General features: G+C 42.6%; 15 protein-coding genes, 1 tRNA gene and 1 other RNA gene. 1 reads left to right on the plus strand and 16 read right to left on the minus strand.

Features of this window, described 5'->3' with window-relative positions; all coding sequences use genetic code 11:
* Nucleotides 1–37 precede the first annotated feature (37 nt).
* The 4 genes from K2W90_03175 to K2W90_03190 all read right to left on the minus strand — a co-directional run bounded on the left by K2W90_03175 (nt 38) and on the right by K2W90_03190 (nt 8,211).
* Nucleotides 38–2,305 (minus strand): hypothetical protein, encoded by a 2,268-nt coding sequence (locus tag K2W90_03175; GenBank protein ID MBY0353341.1) that lies wholly within the window; start codon nt 2,303–2,305, stop codon nt 38–40.
* A 168-nt stretch (nt 2,306–2,473) separates the two neighbouring features.
* On the minus strand, nt 2,474–4,519 hold the full coding sequence (locus K2W90_03180) for a hypothetical protein (GenBank protein MBY0353342.1): 2,046 nt from the start codon (nt 4,517–4,519) through the stop codon (nt 2,474–2,476).
* A 25-nt stretch (nt 4,520–4,544) separates the two neighbouring features.
* Complete coding sequence (locus tag K2W90_03185) at nt 4,545–6,515, minus strand: alkaline phosphatase family protein (protein MBY0353343.1); 1,971 nt, start codon at nt 6,513–6,515, stop codon at nt 4,545–4,547.
* Nucleotides 6,508–8,211, minus strand: a complete 1,704-nt coding sequence (locus tag K2W90_03190; protein MBY0353344.1) for an alkaline phosphatase family protein — start codon at nt 8,209–8,211, stop codon at nt 6,508–6,510. The genes K2W90_03185 and K2W90_03190 overlap by 8 nt, the downstream gene beginning before the upstream one ends.
* 89 nt (nt 8,212–8,300) lie before the next feature.
* Between K2W90_03190 and K2W90_03195 the strand changes: the two genes are divergently transcribed.
* On the plus strand, nt 8,301–9,254 hold the full coding sequence (locus K2W90_03195; GenBank protein MBY0353345.1) for a hypothetical protein: 954 nt from the start codon (nt 8,301–8,303) through the stop codon (nt 9,252–9,254).
* Nucleotides 9,255–9,397: 143 nt separating this feature from the next.
* Here the strand turns inward: K2W90_03195 and raiA are convergent, their stop codons facing one another.
* The 12 genes from raiA to K2W90_03255 all read right to left on the minus strand — a co-directional run bounded on the left by raiA (nt 9,398) and on the right by K2W90_03255 (nt 20,017).
* On the minus strand, nt 9,398–9,754 hold the full coding sequence (gene raiA / locus K2W90_03200; protein MBY0353346.1) for a ribosome-associated translation inhibitor RaiA: 357 nt from the start codon (nt 9,752–9,754) through the stop codon (nt 9,398–9,400).
* A 23-nt stretch (nt 9,755–9,777) separates the two neighbouring features.
* On the minus strand, nt 9,778–10,557 hold the full coding sequence (locus K2W90_03205) for an ATP-binding cassette domain-containing protein (protein ID MBY0353347.1): 780 nt from the start codon (nt 10,555–10,557) through the stop codon (nt 9,778–9,780).
* Nucleotides 10,558–10,560: 3 nt separating this feature from the next.
* On the minus strand, nt 10,561–11,889 hold the full coding sequence (der, locus tag K2W90_03210) for a ribosome biogenesis GTPase Der (protein ID MBY0353348.1): 1,329 nt from the start codon (nt 11,887–11,889) through the stop codon (nt 10,561–10,563).
* 39 nt (nt 11,890–11,928) lie between these two features.
* Nucleotides 11,929–13,794, minus strand: a complete 1,866-nt coding sequence (gene dnaX, locus K2W90_03215; protein MBY0353349.1) for a DNA polymerase III subunit gamma/tau — start codon at nt 13,792–13,794, stop codon at nt 11,929–11,931.
* Nucleotides 13,795–13,981: 187 nt separating this feature from the next.
* A complete protein-coding gene (locus K2W90_03220) occupies nt 13,982–15,004 on the minus strand; it encodes a hypothetical protein (GenBank protein ID MBY0353350.1) in 1,023 nt (340 codons plus the stop codon).
* Between the two features lie 32 nt (nt 15,005–15,036).
* A complete protein-coding gene (locus K2W90_03225; GenBank protein ID MBY0353351.1) occupies nt 15,037–15,627 on the minus strand; it encodes a hypothetical protein in 591 nt (196 codons plus the stop codon).
* 14 nt (nt 15,628–15,641) lie between these two features.
* A complete protein-coding gene (locus tag K2W90_03230; protein MBY0353352.1) occupies nt 15,642–16,268 on the minus strand; it encodes a hypothetical protein in 627 nt (208 codons plus the stop codon).
* A gap of 16 nt (nt 16,269–16,284) precedes the next feature.
* Entirely contained in the window at nt 16,285–17,166 is an 882-nt protein-coding gene (locus K2W90_03235) for a hypothetical protein (GenBank protein ID MBY0353353.1), read from the minus strand.
* A 148-nt stretch (nt 17,167–17,314) separates the two neighbouring features.
* An RNA gene (gene ffs, locus K2W90_03240) (signal recognition particle sRNA small type) lies at nt 17,315–17,406 on the minus strand.
* A gap of 104 nt (nt 17,407–17,510) precedes the next feature.
* Nucleotides 17,511–17,602 (minus strand) — tRNA-Ser (locus tag K2W90_03245).
* A gap of 9 nt (nt 17,603–17,611) precedes the next feature.
* Nucleotides 17,612–18,469 (minus strand): 30S ribosomal protein S2, encoded by an 858-nt coding sequence (gene rpsB / locus K2W90_03250; GenBank protein MBY0353354.1) that lies wholly within the window; start codon nt 18,467–18,469, stop codon nt 17,612–17,614.
* A gap of 153 nt (nt 18,470–18,622) precedes the next feature.
* Nucleotides 18,623–20,017, minus strand: a complete 1,395-nt coding sequence (locus K2W90_03255; protein MBY0353355.1) for a hypothetical protein — start codon at nt 20,015–20,017, stop codon at nt 18,623–18,625.
* Between the last annotated feature and the right edge of the window lie 21 nt (nt 20,018–20,038).

Raw genomic sequence — 20,038 nt, forward strand, 5'->3', positions numbered from 1 at the left:
GAGTGTCGAGCGCAGGATGAGCTGAGATTGGTTGAATTTACCGGGTTCCCACAAGTGCTAGGCCTTCGCGTATCGCCGTATCAAGCTCAGTGGGTTGGCGGGGTGTTATTGGCTGTTTTGTTTGGAAAGCACCAATGTCTGCTTGTGCTTTTGCCGTGCCTTGGCGTTCTGTTGTTGGCTCAACGGGTGCGGTAGCTTCTGGTCTTGGCCCTGCTGTACCTGGATTTGCGCCTGTAGTTTCTATGTTTGCTCGCGGTGTTGGCAGTCTGCGCGTGCCGGCTGGTATTGCAGCCCGGCCTTCTGTAAGTTTTGGCAATGGCTGTGTTTGGGCAAGATCTGCAAGTGGAGAAGATTGCTTTGGAGCTGGTGCGCCTGTTGATTGCGTTGGAGGAGCAGGTAGTAGTTGTTGTGTTTGCATAGCAGGTGCGGTTTGTTTTAGCGTGGGTTGTGTTGCAGAAGATTCTTCTTGCAATTTGTCTATTCTTCCTTGAATTATCATTTTTCTTGTCTGGTCACCTTCTTGTTCACGCTGTTGTTCAAGCTCGCCTATTTTTCTCAAAGTTATGGTGCTTCTTATTTGAGATTCCTGCGGTGTACCTTTGGTTGCTTCAAGAGCCTTTTGGTCTTCAAAATTTTGTGATAACGCATTAATTTCTTTCTTTTTTCTGGTCAACTGATTTATGAGGTCTGTTTGTTTGGTTGGGTCGGTTTCTTTTTTCAATTGACTTTCCAGTTCGATCTTTTCATTTTGGGCGCGTTTCACTGACGTATCAATTTTTTGTAACGTTGATGAGAGTTGTGGTTGCACCGTTGGGCTGACACGCTCTTGAACCCACGCGCTCGCTTGTTGCGCGCCGCTTACCGTTTTTCTGCCAACATATTTGGTGGCTTGCCATGTTTTTTGCAATGCTGCATCGCGCAGTTCATACGGCTTTTGTGAGATATCGCCCACTATTTCAAGGCCTTTTATAGTTGCTTTACCTGCAGTTTTTGCAGCTTGCTGAATTTGTTCTAGTCTAGTTTTTTGTTGCTTAGTTTCTGACGCAAGTGGTGATGTAGTAACCGGCATTACTGGTGTTTGTGGTGCTGGGCCCATTGTCTGCAGTGTGGTGGGGCGAGGTGCTGAGCCAAATTGTTGGGCAGGGGTTGTTTGTTGTTTTTCTGGCTCGAAAATTTTTTGTTGTAACCTTTCGGATTCTTGCATTAGTTGTGTTCTTTCTGTGTCGGTAAGCCCAGGTTTTTTCAATTTTATGCCAACTTCAGCCAGTTGAGCGATGTGCGTATCCTCAGCAGAAACCTGCGGTTGAACAGGTTGCTTTTTTGGTTGAGGGCCCGATGTTATACCTTGGATCCATTTACCTGCAGTTTGTACGCTTTCTGTTATGCTTTCGCCAACACGTTCAGGTGCTAGCTGCATAGCTCGTCCAGCCAATCTGCGTGCTTCGGTTTTTTGGAATTTTTCTGCTTGTTTTCTTCGTGCCGCTTCACGTTGTGCAGTTTCTCGCTCTTCAATTTTTTGTCCTACTCCGATAAACTTTTCTTCCAATCTCCCTTTTTGTTCTGCCAAGGCTGGTCTTTGTGTTTCAGCAAGGTCTGGTCTTTTTAATTGTTCATCAAGCTCGCCCAGTTTTCTCAGAATTATTCCTTCGCGCACTTGGGCTTCTCTGACTGGTTCTTTTGCTTTCATTGCAGCCGCAAGATCAGTCCTTTCTTGCTCAGTACGTTTTGCATAGCCGTACGATGGCACACTTGGTGATGCTGGTATAACAGGTTGCAATGACGATGGGGCAACCGATTGTGTTGTTAGAACTGATGGTGTTTGAAGAGATGTTGGGCGAGTGGCAAGTTTTGGTGCTGGTGTAAAATATTGTCCAATCTTTGTAGCTATCGTGCTGATACCATGTTTAAAAGTATTCCAAGCTCCAGTGGTTTGCTGTGGTGCTGTTGTGGTGGCCCCACCATAATTGACAGGAGCTGCTTGTGGGGTTGTTTGCCACGTTTTTAGTTTTTGCTGAAAAGCTGGATCTTGCGAAGGTGCTTTTTGATACTGATCTTGGGCGTGCATTTTTTGTGCTGTAGTCTGGTATCTTTGGGCGGCTGTTTGGTTGCCGGCCTCGCGGGCTCTAGCTGCATCGCTCTCCCAACTTTGAACCCTTGTTGATTTTTCAGCTGGACGAAAACCGGTTGGTGCTGAAATTTCAAAACTTTGTGGTGGTCGAGCGCCTCTGCTCATTGCTGCGTGAACAGTTATTTCGCAGAATAAGAAAAGAGTTGTGCTGAGTGCAAGCATACGCATCATTTTCATAATTTTTTCCCTCAAAATTATTCAAAAATATTTTTACGGTGCTCAGAGTTCATTACTTTGATTGTAGCAATTTGAATTAAACAAACTCAATGGTTTGAGGAAACGTCTTTAATGAAAAAGGGGATGCCAAGAAGCATCCCCTGATAGTTTTCTGTTTGGTTTGCTAGGTTAGTTTTGTTTCCATTCTTTTTTTGTGGCTTGTTTTGCGGCTATTTCTTCTGCTGTTTTTGGTTGTTTTGGTGTAGTACCAGTTGTTGGCAAGAGCCTCCTGCCTGCGAGTGCTCCTTCAAGTGTGCTCTGAAAATTTGGCGTTGTTGTTGGTGGTGTTGAGACTGGGCGTGGTTTTTGCTCAGTTTTTCTCAATTGAAATCCACCTGCTTGAATTTGTTGTTGCAAACCGGCATCTAAACTAACTGGTCGTTGTGATCTTGCTTGACTCTGCATGACTGTTGATGGTGGAGGAGGTGGTGGTGGTACTTGGCCAGAGCTTGCTACTGTACTTGGTGGCGTGGTAGATGTTGGTTGAGCTTTTGCTTGCGGTTGAGCAGTAGCTTGAGTCTCTGAGGCCAGTTTCTGGGTATCTTGGGTATCCAATCTTTGGCTCTTTCTACGAGCCTGTAGTCCTGCTACCAATGCGGGGTCTAGTGTAGGAGGCGCTGATTGTGGTCGTGCCACTGGCTCAGTTTGTGGTTCGGCTTTTTTCAGTTGAGCTCCAGCTCGAATTTGCTGTAGTAATTGTGCAGGCTGCTCAGGCTGCTTTTGTTGTGTTGGCGCGGGCGGAGGAGGTGGAGGTGGTAGTGCTTCTGTTGTTGCTGATGCTGAACGTTGAGTACCAATTACAGCGGTTCTTGGCTGCTCAGATGAACTTACCGTTGCTTGTCTCCATCCGGCTTGTGTTGACGGTGATGCAACAGGTTGCTGTGGTTGCTGGGTTGCCGAGCCTGGTTTAGGGCCAAGTGGTGCTGGTGCTGGCAAGTCGCTTAATCTTGTTAAGGTTGGTTTTGGTTGTAATGGTCCTATAAATTTTTCTGGTTCTGGCTGCTTGCTTGGTGTATCTCGCGGCACTGGTGGTGGCGCTACAGTTGGTGTTGATTCAGGTCGTGGTGGCTGAAGTTGCGTAGTTGCTTGTTGTTGTGGTGGGCGTGCGCCTGTTGGGCGTTGGGTAAATTCATCAAGTCGCTTAATTTCTTGTTGTGGCAATGGAAATGCACCTATTTCTTTGCTAATTCTTTCCGCTTGTTGAGCTTTTTGTAAATTTTGCATGTTTACATGCTCTTTCACATAAGCCGCTGATTTTTGCTCAAGCTGCTTTTGTAGATTTGCTTGTTCTGCATCTGAGAGGCCGGGCTTTTGTTGTTGTGCTTGTATGGCTTGTATGTCTGTAACTAAGCTGCCTTGGCGTGTTTTTGATATACCAACTTGTTGCTCGAGTGTTGGTGGGCTTGCTGGTTTTTGGACGATACTTGGATCGCGCTGAGGCCCTGATGGATCTAGTGGTCGGCCTGAACCTGGATGTTGTACGATTTGTTGCGTTGTAAGTGCGCGTTGCTGTGCAATGGAATCAGGTGACATATTTTTAAGATTTTTAAGTTGGTAAGAGCGTGGCGACAGTTGTTGCTCAACCAGCGTAGTTGAAACTTGATCAGTTTTTTTTGCTGATTTTTTAGAACCGAGCCCTAATGCTCTTTTTAGTGAAGCCCCAAAGCTTTTTGCTTGCGTTTTTGTGGTGCTCCACATGCTTGTTTTTTGTTTTGCTTGAACGGGCTGTGATGTTGGAGTTGCGTGGGCAGGTGCAGCTTGAGGTGTACCCAATTTAGACAAGCCGCCTTGTTGATTAGGAGTCGAATATTCAAGAAATCCTTTTGGTTTGCCGGCTGGTGGCGTTGCTGGTACAGGACTGTCGGTATATCTTAAAAATCCGTGTGGCTGACCAGCTGGTTGTTGTACAGGGACTTGTTTTAAGTTCTTTGCACCTGCTTGCAATTGCTGAGCAAAGCTTTGTTCGGAAGCTGGTCTTGCTGAGGGTTGAGAAAATGCTGGAGGACCCCCTGGCGGTGGGGTCGGTATTGCGCGAGGAGGTGGTGGTAGAGGCAGTGGTCTGCTGTATTGTTCTGGTGGGCCCATTCTGGGTGCACTCATTCGCGCACTCGCGCTGCAAGAGTCATGCACACCAAGTGCTATCAAAAAAAGTAACGTACTTTTTATAAACTTCATCATAAACTCCTGTTATGGTTGAGGATTAGTTTTCTTTTTCTTCAAAAATACCTGGCAGTACTTGCTGTGCTGCTGCCGAAGGCTTATTAATCTGCAAAATTTTGGCCAGTGTTGGGGCTAGTTGTGTTGTAGAAACTTTTTCAATAATGCGTTTCTTTTCAAGTGAACCTGCTTGATACAAAATGAGTGGCACGTGCGTGTCGTAGTCGTACGGTGTTTTGTGCGAGGTGCCGTTGGCGCGTTTAGCAATGAACGAGTACATGTTTGGCATGCAAATCAAGTCGCCGGTGCGGCCTACATACGTTTGGTTTTGATACAAATATTCAAACGAAGTGGAGTCGAAGGTTGACTCAACTAATTCTTTGGTTGTAAAAACTTTACACATGCCCGGTTGAGCTTGTAAATAATTTCTTAAATCTTCAATAATTGCGTTCTGTTTTTCTTGATCAACGGTTGCCAGTGCCTGTTTGTTGAGATAAAACATGGTCGTTTTAAATGTTTTTACAATACCGCTGATGCCATACTTTTCTTCAATCAAGTTGTTCATGCCGTTGGTTAAGTTTTTGTTGAGCAAGCGGCTTACAAAGCCAAAGCCCCGTTCGTGCATTAACTCAGGAATTGGCGAAACGCCATGGTCGCCCGAAATAGCAAAAAGGGCATTGTGTGCGCCTGCTTTGTTTTGTGCATAGTTCATTAAGTCTTCAATTTGCTTATCCAAGTGACAAATCGTGTCGATCATTTCTAAGCTGTTGGGCCCAAACACGTGGCCAATTTTGTCTAATGCGGAAAAACCAACCCATACAAAAAGTGTTTCGCTGCCGTCTTTTTCAAAATGCTTATCAATACATTCTTTGGTTAAATCTGCTAGCATGCCGTTGGCCATGGGCGTGCGTTGATACAACTGCTGGTCATCATACTTGCCTGCTTTTTCGCGTTGTCCAACATTTAATGCTGTTTTGTTGCCAGCCAAACGGAGCGTGGTGCCGGCAAAGCGATAATCTTTGTTGGCAAACTGCTGGTAGATTTCATGATGTTCGGGATGGAACAATTGCCAGTCGATTTCTTTAATTTTTGAAACGTCATGGCGTTTATTAAAATCTTGTACCCATTCTGGAATTTCTTGGTAGTATGCTTTGCTGCTGGTAAACATGTTTTCATCGTCGTTAAACCAAATAGCACGGCCTCCCTTGCCTGCCATGGCAATTGCTGCGCGTGTTTTAAACGAAAGGGAGAAAACGGTATTTTTGTGTTCTGCTGTAGATTGCGCTACCAGCTGGTCTGAAAGTGTGTCGACCATTAAAAGCTTTGGCGAAGCGCCGTACTTCATAGGTCCGTTGCGGCCAAGTACCGCTGCTGTTGGTGTATCGTCTTGCGTTGCGCGTACTTTTTTACCGTTGCTGTCGGCCCAGGCATTTAAAATGTAGCCATGGTCTTTGGCGCAGGTGCCGGTGCTCAATGTTGCATGGCCGGTTGCGGTTGCCGGTGCACCGTGCGGGTGGTTGGCGCGTTCAAAATTTATGCCGTCTTCAACAAGCTTTTTTAAACCAAAGTTCAAGTAAGGTCTGAGCATTGCCAGGTAGTGATGGGCAAATTGGTCGACTACAAAAACGAGGACGATTTTTGGTTTTTTGCCTGTGCGCCCTTCGAGACGCCCTACGGGCTCCTCAGGGAGAACGGAGGTAGAATGCTTTGGTTCTTGTGAAAGTATATGGCCAGTTTTGTTCAAGATTTTCTTGCTTCGAGACCCGTTTTTCCCGATTGCTTGTTCTTCGATAAACTCAGAATGTTCGGGCTCAATCGCGCTCTCTGCCTGCTCAGAGTCCCGTTCTCCCTGAGGAACTCGTCCTTCGACAAGCTCAGGATAAGCGGGGCTTACTTCCTCCCGTTCTCCCTGAGGAGCCCGTAGGGCGTCTCGAAGGGTTAAGGGCCGAACATATGCAAGCAGTATGCTAATCACAAAAATTGCCGCCAAGCTTTTTACTATTTTTTTAATCATGGTTTTCCTCGTCAAAAATGCCTGGCAGCACAGGAAAGGTGCCGGCAGATGGTTGCACAACGCCTAAAAGATATGAAAGTGTGGTGGGCAGTTGTGGTATTAAAACTTTTTGCGTGATTGTTTTTGGCGCAAAGCGCCCGTGCTGATAGACGATAAGTGGTACGTGTGTGTCGTAGTCGTACGGCGTGTTGTGCGAGCAGCCCTTTGGATAGCGCGTAATCAGGCAGTAAGGCTGTGGCATAATAATTAGGTCGCCCAGGCGCGAGTCGTACAAATGGTTTTTGTAGTAGCTTTCAATATCTTGCGTGCGAAACGTTGCTTTGTGCAGTTCATCGCGCGTCCACACGCGTTTGATTGCCGCTTCTTGAAGTAACATGTCTTTAAGATCAGTCAATATTGCTGCTTGTTCTTCTGCAGTTTTTGTTGCCATTTGTTGCTTATTGAGCACAAAGTAGGTTGACTCAAATGCTTGAACGATGTTTTCAAGATCATATTTTTCTTCAATAAATTCATTCATTTTTTCAATTAAGGGCTGAACCATAACGCGCTGGGCCTGCGTAATGCCTTTTTTGTACGAAAGCTCTTGCATTGGTTGAATACCATGGTCGCCGGTGAGTGCAAAGAGCACGTTTGATTTACCCATTTTGTATTGTGCATAGAGCATAAACTCTTTAATTTGTTGGTCTAAATGGTACATCATGTCTATTGCTTCCAAGCTGTCGGGGCCATAATAATGACCAAGTAAATCAAGGCTGCTTAAGCATAGCCACATAACCATATCGTTGGGCGAGTTGGGGGCAATGGTGCTGTCGATACATTTCTTTGCTAAATCAAAGAGAAGTTTGTTTGAGTGGGGTGTTTTATTGTAAAGATCGTACGGACATTCGTTAGTGCGATCAATAGGAATTGGCTTTTCTGAAATTAATGGAAAGTTTAACGCCGCATAATCATAGTTATCAATGTGCGGAAAATCATAGGCTGTGCTGGTGCGTGGGTACAGTGTTTCCCAGCTCACGTTTTCAAGCTTGGTTGGTGCGTGTTTTTCGTTAAACTCTTCAAGCCAGTCGGGCAGTTTGCTGTAATAATGTTTGCTTGAAGTAAAGCGTCCGGTTTTGTCGTCAAACCAAATTGCTTTACCCATGCGGTTGGCAGTAGCCATGGCAGCCTTTGATTTTATGGAAAGCGAGATAGCAATATTGCGGTTTTCTTGTGGTGACGAAAGAACAAATTGATCGGCAAAGGCGTCGACCATAAGGTGGCTTGAAGAGCGTTTATGGTTATCATAGGTTGTTTCTTTATCTCTAAAAACTTCAGCACTACAAGCCCTGCCTTCATCTTCAATAAATTCTACCGGCTTGCCGTCTTTGTTGTACCAGCGGTTGCCAGTAACGCCGTGGTAGGTTGGTACGGTTCCGGTGCTCAGTGAGCTGTGGCCTGGGCAGGTTTCAGGAATGGCGTGCGGGTGGTGGGCATTTTCGTAACAAACGCCTTGCTCAAGAAGCATTTTAATACCGTGATTGAGGTGGGGTTTAAGTTTTTGAATATAGTGGTGCGCAAACTGGTCAATTACCATAATAACCGTTAGTTTTGGCTTTTTTTGAACCAGGTCTTGGTTGAGAGCCATAAGATTAGCTATGCTGCAAAGCATCAGCAGCCAGGTAGCCAGAAGCGTTGTGCGTTTATGCATAAATCTCATGGTACGTCCTTTATTTTAGTTCAATCAGATTCCTACACCCTGAGTGTATAGTATTTTCAAATAGAAAATAAATAGTTTTGGTAAAGTTTATGATAAAAAAAAGTTATTCGGTCATCATTTTTTTATTATTTGCTTTTTTTAGTCCGTTTTTGCGTAGTGCAACTGGCGAGCTTTTGACTGATTTTAAGCGTATTGTTGCAACGCAACGAATTAAGATGCGTATCAACCTGCCCTTGCCCGATCAGGTGGTTTATTACGATTCTTTATCTTTTTCGCTTGATTATGAGGGGGTAGTGCTGAAAGGTTTTAAGGTAGCCAGTGAGCCAGTGGTACGCCATATTGCTGCTTTACGGGCCGACAAAAAGGTGTTGCAAGGGCCGCTGAATGTAACGCTGCGGTTTACTTTTTCAAGTTCGACTAGGCGGTTGAGTTCCGGTTTTAAAAAAGCAAAGTTGTATGTCAGCCTTTTATCTTTAGATAGGCAGGGTCGGCATAAGTTTAACTATGTGGTGATGCCGTTGGCGGGTCAGTTAGTAGCAGGTAGTAAAAGCCAAAACTTGGCTGCAGAGCGGCATGAGACGCGTGGTCCACGTGCAGATTCTGTTGGATTGGCAGCCGTGCCGGAAGAAGAGTTATTCTTTTTAGACCCGCTTGTCCGGGTTTTGACTCAGGTGCGCTATGCACTGAGTGATTTTTTGAAAGATTATTGGTTTTGGGTCATTTATTGCTTAATGCTGCTGGTGGTAGTGGTTATTTCGCTGGGTCTTTGGTTTGCCACTACCACGCAGTATTCATTTTGGCTGCGCGAATTGCGCTTGGTTGCATTAGTTTGTTGCATCATGTTGAGTGTGAAGTTTGCGCCGCGAAGCTTATTTTTTGTTTTTGAATCAGTAACGTTTTTGCTGTTGGGGTTATTCTTTTTGCGGCCATCGTCAAAACTGCCAGTGTTGTGGTCTGCAGTGCGCACGGGTGTTGGGGCGTGTTTGCTGATGGGGGTTTTCCCGTTGCTGGTTAAGGCTTTGCTGGTTTACTCAGGTTTTTAGGTCCCTCGATACACCCTACGGGCACTCGGGACGAGCGAACTAAAAGACATCTTTTTTTAGTTAATAAATTTTTTGTATTACGTTTATCTTGTCAGGACCCGCTCACCCTGAGTGTTTTTCCGCAGGAAAAATGTATCGAAGGGTTAATATTTGTCCGAACCAAATTTGTTTTTTTCGGTTTCAAACTTACGGTTTTTATCGTTCTTTTTTTCTTTTTCTTTTTTTAGTAGTGAGACCATTTTGTCAATAGTGTCGTCAACAACCACGTACATATCGGTACCTTCTTCTTGTGCATTTAAGTCAAAGCGGGGTGTTTTAACGTGCAAATGCGCTGCATGGTGTGGGTGGAGTTTGTTAGCGCGTAAATGAAGCTCAATGTTGAAGGGGCTTAGATTTTCGGCATTTTCTAAAATGTCGTTAAGCTTTGCCAATTTTTCGCGTGCGTGAGTTTCCAATGGGTCTGAATGATCCATGTTTTGAAATGAAATTTTGATATTCATTGCTGCCTTCTCCCTTACCTTTTTTATAAAAATCGTTCTGCAATTTCGCTATAAAATTGATCGCCGAGATAGCGTTCTTGGGTATCTTTGTTGGCAAGAATTTCTTTGATGGTGCCTGATGTTACTACATGGCCTTGCATTACAACATAAACTAAATCGGCTATCGACAAAAGTTGGTCAACATGATGATCTGAAAGTACTATACCAATACCAGATTGAGCCATATCTGTAAATATCTTTTTTAGTTCGTAGATTGACTTTGGATCAACACCAGCAAAGGGTTCGTCCAATAAAATGAGCTCTGGGTGCATAAGTAATGCGCGGACTACTTCAAGCTTACGCTTTTGTCCGCCCGAAAGTACCCCTGCTTTTTGCTTCAGGCTGTGCATGAGCTGGGTGCGCTCAAGCCACATGTCGCGCTCGGCATAAAAAGAATGGTTGGTTTTTTTGTGCCAAAAAGCATGATACTCAAAAACGAGTTGCAGGTTATCGTGCACGGACATGCTTTGGAACAGCGAGCTGCTTTGAGGCAGGTAGATAAGACCACGGTTGACGCGCTGATCTACGCGCCAACCGTTAATAATTTCATGATTGAGTGAGATGATATTTTTTTGATTCTTTTGGTCGGCCATTGGTGCCGGGTTAAGGCCCATGATCGTGGTGAGTAATGTTGTTTTTCCTGCGCCGTTGGGGCCCAAGAGTACCGTAACTAAACCACTTTGAGCTGCAAATGAAATGTCTTGTAAAATCTGTTTCTTGCCCAACGTTTGGCTTAAACAAACGACCGAAAGAGCCAGGCTCATAAACTATACTTTTCGTACACTAAATTGAACTGGGCAACCTTTAATATCGTAATGTGATCGAATAATATTTTCGATAAAACCAAGCTGCGATGGCCCAAAGAACTCGGGGTAGTTTACATGCAAAACAAAGGTTGGGATTTGTGCTGGAACGTTACGAATTTTGAACAGACGCAGCAAGATACGTTTATGGTACATTGGTTTAGTGCTTAAGCTTTGTTTTACCAGTTCATCAAGTTCGCTTGAGTTAAAGCTTTGTGAACAGCGCTTGACCAGGGAATTAACTTGATCAATAACTTTGCTTACGTTTTTCTTTGAAAGGCACGAAATGTTAATTTGAGGTGTCTTTTTCAAGACAAAATTGTACTCTTCCAAGCTGCTTTTAAGCTGTGCCTTGGTGTAGTCGTCTTCTTTGATTAAGTCAGTTTTGTTGTAAAGGACTAAAACTGGCTTATTAACTTCGTAAACGTAAAAGAGCAATTTCAGTTCTTGATCAGAGATTTTGCCTTGTGAAGCGTCGATCATTAACAGTACCACGTCTGCTTCACGAATTGCTTCCAGTGAGCTTTTAACCATCAGCTGTTCTAGTTCATCATCAACGCGGCTTTTTTTACGAACGCCAGCGGTATCAACAAGCTGGATCAGTTCGTCGGCGCGCTGCAACATTTCGGTAATGGGTTCACGCGTGGTGCCGGCAACTTCTGATACAATAGAACGTTCTTGGTTGAGCAATAGGTTCATGAGGGACGATTTGCCAACGTTGGGCTTGCCAACAATTACCATTTTGTATTGCGGTACTTCACCTTCAATAGTTGTTGGTTGTGGCACAATGTCGGTAATACGTTCAAGGAGTCTGCCAATACCGGTTCCGTGAATACTGGAAACGTTAATGATTTCTTCAAAGCTGAGTGAATAGAATTCTGCGGCATTGTCTTCAAGTGCACGTTTGTTGTCTGCTTTGTTTACTACCACAATAACCGGTTTTCTGGTTCTGTGTAAAATTTTGGCAATATGAAGATCGCCTTGTGTTAGACCGTTTTTACCATCACAAACAAACAAAAGAAGCGATGCATTGTCCAGCAAGCGCAAAACTTTTTCTTGTACGCGTGTTTCAATTTCGGTCATATTTCTTTTAAATTCAAAACCACCGGTATCAATGATTTTAAAGGTTTTGTCTGCCCACGTAATTTTTTCTTCAATGTAGTCGCGGGTTACGCCTTCGCGTTCAAATACAATACTTTTTTGTTCGCTTGCAAGGCGGTTAAATAATGTTGATTTACCAACATTTGTTCTACCAACTAATACAACCGTTGGGTATTTTACCTTTTTATTCATTGCTTACCGAGTCCTTACTGCTTTGCTTTTGGAATGTAATTAAGAGTTAATGAGGGGCTTTGCCGCCTTCTTTATTGTACCCGGAAAATGGCTAGTAAGCAAGTTTGCCAAGGGCCATTTTTCCTTGTCCTGCACATCAAAGGGCTCTAAAGCGGGTCCCTGCTTTTTAGGCGGGGCATTAAACGTGCGGTACTGAGTGTTTGGGGCCTGGCTTGTTGCTGGGCGCGGGGCTGCCGGCTTAATACTGCTCGGGTCGATGGTTGGCTGAGCCGCCGGTGATGGCTTTGGACTGACTGGCTCGGCATTGTGAGCGAAGTTAAAGCCAGTAAAGTGGTCAAAGTGCTGCTTGAGGTGTTCTTGCCACATAGCGGCGCTTTCTTTAATTTTTTCTTTAAAAAAATTGCTGTTGCTACTCAATTTAATGGTTATTGAGCCGGTGGTGCTATCGTTGCCCAAAAAGCGGGTTTGCATTAAAATTGAGTTTAAGAGCTGGTCATCGCTTTTTGCCAAGACGTTTTCTACAAAAGCCTTCCATTTTTCGCTATTTTCTACTGAATCATCAACAGGAATGGTGACCACCAGCTTGGTTTCGCTTTTTTCAATGGTTGCCTTTGGGGCGGTCCCTCGATACGCTTCACTTTGTGAAGCACTCGGGATGAGCGAAGGGGAGCTGGTGCTTGCAGCGGAAGGGCCTGAGGTGGCCGTTTTTGCTGGTAGTGGGGTGCTTGGACCGGTATTATCGTTGTTTGGGTTGTGCTGCTTTGGCGGGTTTGGGATAGTTGCCGTTCCGGTTTGTTCACACATGTGCAGCATGATAACTTCCAAAAAAGTATGCTTCTGGCTGGTTTGCTGGAACAAAGCCTCTTGGCTAAGCAAAAGTTGCATAATGCCATGAAGTCGACTCAGTGGACATTTTTCTGCAAGTGTTTCCAGCGTTGCAAGGTTTTTGCTGAAGGAGTTGGGGATGGAGGTAACGCCATATTTTGCCCACAGCAGTGCGCGGCACAGTGCCACAAGCATATTCCAGAGTGTAAGCGGGGCAATGCTCTGAAATGAAATTTCGTGCAAATAGGTAAGTACCTGGTCTGGTTTGCGGTCTAGCAATAGTTCAAACAAGGTTAGGCCCACCGCGTTGCTTACTTTGCCTAGCACCCGTAAAACCTGCTCTGCGTTAATGTGCGTGCTTGAAAAGCGGACCTGTTCAAGCAGGTTAATGGCGTCGCGCGCGCAGCCGCCCGTTTCTTCAACCAAGATTTGTAGTGCATCATCGTCGATACTAATTTTTTCTTGCTCGCACATCGTGCGCAAGTGTTCTTTTAAAAACACGCCACTGATGGGATGGAAGGTAAGCTGAAAACAACGTGACAAAACTGTTTCAGGTATTTTTTGTAATTCGGTTGTTGCCAAAATAAAGAGCACCGTTTCTGGTGGTTCTTCCAAAATTTTTAAAAAGGCATTAAACGCTGCCTTGCTGAGCATGTGGGCTTCGTCGATCAGGTAGACTTTTTTTTGGCCCGAAAGTGGAACGTACGAAGCCGTTTCAATAATTTGGCGCACATTGTCTACGCCGGTGTTTGATGCGGCGTCAATTTCAATAAAATCGGGATGGTTGCCGCGCATCATGGCAGTACACGACGAACATTCCAAGCATGGAATTTCTTGGCTAGTTGGTTGCTCTTGAAACGCTGGCAGCTTAAGACAATTGAGTGCTGCAGCAAAAACGCGTGCGGTTGATGTTTTACCGCAGCCGCGTTGGCCAGCAAAGAGATAAACGGGAAAGTATTTTTTTAAATATAAACTGTTTTTGAGCATGCGAATGGGAATGTCTTGCCCCACCACTTGTGAAAAATTTTGTGGGCGCCATTTGCGTGCTAAGTTCAATGTTTGTTGTGTTGCGTGAGCCATACCGTACTACCACCATAGATTCTTTGAAATGTGAAGCTTTCCCTCAGGATTGTACCGAATGTACACTGATTTAAAATTGGTTACAAGTTTCAACATTATTCAAGGTAAAAAAAGCTTTTTTTTAGGCAACAAAAAAGGCCTCGCCTGTGCGAAGCCCTTTTTGAAACTGGGGGTTATATGAGATTTATTATTCGAACATGTATTCTTTAACTGCTTTTTCCAAAAGATTTAAGTAGTCTTTCATTATTCGATGTTCGATATTTTTTTTCATGCGTTCTTCTTGTTTACTATCTTCTTGATCGTTATCATCCCAAGTCAAAAATATGCTTGTGGTTGCAAGCCTGCTGTACATGTTTCTTGCTTGATGTTCTAATTCTTGTGCAACTAAACGAGCTTTTGCTTTGAGTGCTTGCAGGTTTGGATAGTGGGCATATGCTTGGCGCGATACACACAGTTGACAAAGTTGTTGGTTAATTTTCAACAATGATTGTCTTTGATGTTCGTAGCTCGCCATTCCAAATGGGCTTTTTTCTTCGAGCAATTCTGCAAGTTCTGTACGTTTTGCTTTTGTTAATTTGTCAAAGTAAATACAGCGCAGTTCGTGGCCAATTATTCTGCTTTCTTCAAATTCTTGGCGTGCTTTTTCTACGGCTTGTTGAATCACGGGATTTGCCTGATAACTGCTTCTTTCAGCAATGAGATTACTAAGTTTATTATTAATGTAGGCAAGCGTACTTTTTAGTGTCATTTTATCAATGGATAAATTGTATGCTTGGTTGTTTTTTATGTGTATTCGTGCTGCTAGGTTTTGTATTTCTCTTTTGTTGGTCGATTTGCTTGATGATTTCTCTTTTCCGAGTTCTGAAATTTTTTGTTCTAATTTTTCTATTTTGTCAGCCAACTGTTTTTCTTGGTGGCGACATTTTCTGATTTGACTGCGGTAAATCTTACGCTTGTGACCTAAGATAATAATCATTTTCTCGTTGTCTACGATTTTTGTGATTCGATCTACTGCTTTGTGACCAAGAATAGCGCGTAAGTTTAAGTCTTGGCGAAGCTTACGATTAGGATGGTGCAGGCTTGCTTTAATTGCCGCTCTGCGTTCCAGCCGCGTTTGTGCTGAGCTTGTGTTTTCTTGTGAGCTTGCGGCTGGGTGAGCGCTGCTGGCAAAAAAGCTGAGCATAAGTAGTGTGTAATATATTTTTTTCATGATAACCTCTGTTTTTACTTGTCTTCTTCTTATTATTCTTCTTCGAATTCTGCAAGGCGTTCTTGTTTTATCTTAGCTAATTTTTCGCGATAGAATTGCTCTAACTTTTTATGAGTAATATTTTGTGTCATAAGTTCCATCTTTGCTCGTTCGGTTGCTTTGACTATGTCGTTGATGGTGCCCAAAGATGGGCGGTTTTTTTGGTGCTCTTTAAGTTTTTTTGCAGCAGTTTGGTACTCTTCTTCAATAATTGTCGTTTCAAACATTAGTTCTATCATTACAGCGCTTTTTTCGTTTATTGCTTGTTCAGCTTCTTGTAATTGTGTTGCTACGTGTGCATCATGCGGGTTTGATAACTGTGCCAGAGCAATTTGGTCGGCATCGTGACTTAATTTTTGTAGTTCGGCATTTACCGTTGCTTGTTGAATAAAATATCTTTCTATCTCTTGCGCATAAAAACTTAGTTGATGGCTCAAAAGAATGATCTTTTTTTCATTGCTAACAACGCTAATTTTTTTGCCGGTAACGGTTGATGTAGTTTTTTGATGCGACGTTGAGCTTGCGGCTCCATAAGCGCTGCTGGCAATAAAAATAAGTCCCAGTGTGTAATATATTTTTTTCATGATATAACCTTTATTTAGTCTTCGCGAGCATCTTGCTTAAGCGCTTCAATACGATTTTTTGTTGTTAATCCTTTTTTTCTTTGTCCACGGCGTACTGGGTTTATTCCGGCAAACTTTTTGCGCGGTGCCATGCCTAGGCCTGTGCTTTTGAGTGGTGTGAGTAGGGTTGCTAGTTGTGCTCTTTTTTCTAATAAATTATTGATAGTTTCTTCAATGTCCTTTTCAATAGCGTTTTTTATTGATTGGTAAGAAGAATTTTCTGCCTCGTAGCATTCTTGAACAGTTAAGTCTGCGCAGGTTTGTATGTCATTAAAAAATGGAAGTCTGCTGTATTTTTTAATTTGATTTTGTAAGTCAAGCCGTTTTGTATTGTAGGTTCGAATGATAGAAGTAATATTTTTTAGCATGGTTGTATCTGATGTTTCTTTTTTTAGCGACTGAAGGTATATTACCTCGTTTTCAAGCAAGCTTTCTTGTAAGAATAAAAGCATTAAATTGGATTCGTGGATTTGGCGTTCGAGTTCTTGCTTGCTTGGGCTTTCTGAGTGTCCAGCAGGTACTGGTGCATCTGATGTTGCTGCGCTGTGTAATGAGCCAGTGATTAAGCTGAGTGTGAGTAATAAATAATTAAATTTTTTCATGATATAACCTCGTCTTTTATCTGCCGTTAAGCCTTTTTTCGATTGCATCAACTTCATATTGAAGTGCTTCTCTTAATTCTTGGCCATCAAGGTGTCCGTATTGTTTTTCTATAATGTTGTCAACGTATTGCTCTATTTTTTTATGAAAAGAGTAGGCTTTTGTTTTTTCTGCGTAGTATTCTAAGCGATTTATTTCTTTTGATATTTCCATAAGTTGTTGTTCTGCAGCGCTATCGATAATATCTTGGCTTATTGTTTCATGGTCCAATTCAAGGATGAATGCCTTTAAGAGAATATATGCCAGGTAGTTTGCCTCATATTTGCTATGACAATTATTGATAATTACCGGTTTGCGTTTTGAACTTGCTCGTGGAGCTTTGCCAAGATAGATTCTCCAGCGCCTTTCAAATTTTTGACGTGGCATTATACCCAAGCCTGTGCTCCGTGCTAACTCAGCCATTTCTAATTCTATGGTGTCTATGCGTTTTTCTGTTGCTGCATGGTGCTTAAGAAGGGCAGACATTTTTGTGCTTTGTAGAATTAATGTGGTTGTCTCTGAAATGAAGCTAGCAAATGGATACGTTTCATAGTGTTCAATAATTTCTAGCGCTTTGGTTATTCGTGCCTCGAGTTCTTTCAATTGTTTTTCGATTGCTGTTATTTCTTGTGCGTTACTTGTTTTTTCTTTGAGCTCGGAAAGGTGTACTATATTTTTTGCAGCTATAAACTTTTCTAAAATTGCGAGCTTCAAATAGCTTTTATCTTTATCTACTGCAAGGTTTTGGTAGCGTTCTACAATGTTTGTAGCCTGTGTGCTTGGGCTAGACGATGTTGCCGCGCCGTGTAATGACCCTGCTAACAAGCCGAGAATTAACATTAAATTAGGTAACTTTTTCATGATATAACCTCCCAGTTATTCTTTAAAAAGTTTTAGAAATCTCCAAAATGGCGATTTTTTAGTTAAACAGCACAATTACAATCTGAATAACTTTATATTCTGATTGTAAATTAAATTTAATAATAGTCAAGTGTTTTTAAAAGGTGATAAAAAAGGGACAAAATACAGAATTTTCATACCCCTGCTGCTTCCTTCCGGATCTGACAGATTGTGCACAAAAACTACTTATTTCGTCCCAATTTTCTTTGCTTTATACGTTTTTTTACGTAAAAGCTGTGAATTTCATTTAAAAATAACTGGCCTGCCATCCGGAGCTACGAGCACGTAGTGCGATGAGCGTAGGATGGCGGAGAGAGAGGGATTCGAACCCTCGATGCCCTTTTCAGGACATACATGATTTCCAATCATGCGCTTTCGGCCACTCAGCCATCTCTCCCGAAAAACCTTATTTCTTGATTGGTGATCGTGAAAGAGGCTTTTTGATAGCTTCTACTTTTGCTGTGTTACCAACAATATCGTCACCTTCTTCAAGAGCTAATGCTTCAATGATTACCGGTTCAACAACTGGTGCAACTTCTTTAGCAACTACTTTTTTAGCAGCTTTTTCTGCGCCTTTGTTGTCTTTAAATTCTTTCATACCTTCTTCAACTTTTGCTTGCAAGTATTCAAGAACATAACGAATCGATTTTGGTGAGTCATCGTTTGCAGGAATAACAAAGTTAACGCCTGAAGGATCTGTGTTGGTGTCGACGAGTGATACGATTGGAATACCCAAACGTGAAGCTTCTTTTATTGCAGATTGTTCTCTGCCTGCGTCAACAACAATCAAACCTGCTGGTGGGTATGACAATTCAATAATACCGCCAACATTCTTTTCAAGACGTTCGATTTCCTTTTGGATCATCACAAGTTCTTTTTTTGTGTAATGAGCAGTAGGTTTTGCCATAACATCGCGCAAATGAAGAAGGCGTGTAATAGCTTTTTTAACTTGATCAAAGTTGCTCAAGGTGCCGCCGATCCAGCGATGAATAACCCAAGGCATATTCAACTTGGTTGCAATTTCTTGAACGATCTTTTGAGCAGGCTTTTTAGTACCAATCCACAAGAATGTGCCACCTTCAGCTGCGAGTTTTTTCAACTCAAGGCCTGTTTTTTCTAACAAGAAGGCAGTCTTGGAGATATCAATCAAATGTACGTGATTTTTTGAGCCCCAGATGTAGGGACGCATGTTTGGCGACCAACGTGAAGTCTTGTGACCAAAATGAAGGCCAGCTTTGAGCATATCTTTTAAATCGATGTTCATAAAAATCCTTCTTCGGGTTATATCTATTGTTTCTTTGGTTTTTTACGTATTTTGTAAGGTAACCACCCGTCAATAAGAAACAAGGTCCAATTATAATAACTGCATAAAATGCTTACAATAACGCTCTCAATTCTATCAGAAATGAGTTTAAGATCAAGATTTATATCTCTTTGTGCCTATAACTTCATTATTTTCAACTGTTTTTGCATAGCGTCGGCCCAAGAAAAATACGATAACCAGGTAAAAAGCGCTGATGGCAAAAGAAAATATAGCGTTGGTTCGAATGCACAAAAGCGGATTGGTGGTTATAGAAATCCAGCTAAATGCCGAGCCTGAGGCTTTGGAAAAGGTTTTTCCAAACGACTCAATCCAGGCTTTTGATTTGAATTGGATATCTTTAACTGTTGGAATATACAGTATTTCACGTACTGGCTGGTTGAAGCCGTAGTTAAGGGCGCGCAAAATAACCAGGATAAAAAATGTTATCCAGAGCGATGGCCAGCTGAGCATGATGAGCGAAAGAAGCCCCAGTACGAGCGGAGTAATAATTAAGCAGGCGCGGACCCCAATTTTTTTTAACAACGTTGAGGTGCCCAAAAATGCAAATAAGAAGGTACAAACTTGAAATGTTGCCGTATAAATAAACATAAATGAGCTCATTGAGCCAATGTGGTTATTCATTTCAACGGACATTAACACTTGCATTTGATAATCAAAAATGATTGAAATAATTTCCATGCTGTACAAAATACCGAAAATTCCAAGAACGTACGGTTCGGTAATCATGAGGCGTAAGCCTTCAAAAATGCCTGGTTTTTTGAGTTGCTTTTCGGCCTTTTTTTCTTCAACAAATGCTGCTTGATAGCCGTGCAAATATGAATCTGGAATTGTTTTGATAATGGAACGTACCAAGAGAATTGAAAGCAATAAGAAAATGCCAGCGCTTGCGGTAAGCAGTGGGATTGATGATGATGTTTCAAGACCAGATCTTGTTATTAATAAGCCAATAAGAGCGGCGGCAATGCCCCCTATTTTAGAGATAGCCACTATGGTGCCGTATCCTTTTTCTGCAAACATTGGCGTGCAGACTGAGTTAACAAAGCTCCAAAATGTACTTACTACCAGCGCCGAGTAAAGATCCATGAAAATTTCAAAACCCCAGCCAATAAAGCGGTAGGGGCTAGTGAACGTGTTTTGCACACCAATGGTGGGGTGGGCTAAAAGTATGGCAAAGATAATGCTTGCTATAGCGTAAATACCAATGATGGTATAAACAATTTGTTCACGTTTAAATTTATCAACAAGTTTGGCATAGCCAAGCATTGCTGGAAACATAATTACAATGGCAATAAGGCGCGTCATTGGCTGATATTCTTTGCCCACAAGTCCCAAAAAAATCGATGTTTTGAGCGAGCGAAGAATTGAGTATGACGCTATTATAAAGAAAAATGAGAAAGCCAAAAGAAATAGTTTTTTTATTTCGTTGGCGTCAATTTGTAATTTTTCTTCCATCGTGCGCGAAATATGTCTGGCAAATCTAAATATCATACTCTTCCCTTTTGTTGTACT

The organism is Candidatus Babeliales bacterium (genome assembly GCA_019749895.1).
GTDB lineage: Bacteria > Babelota > Babeliae > Babelales > RVW-14 > AaIE-18.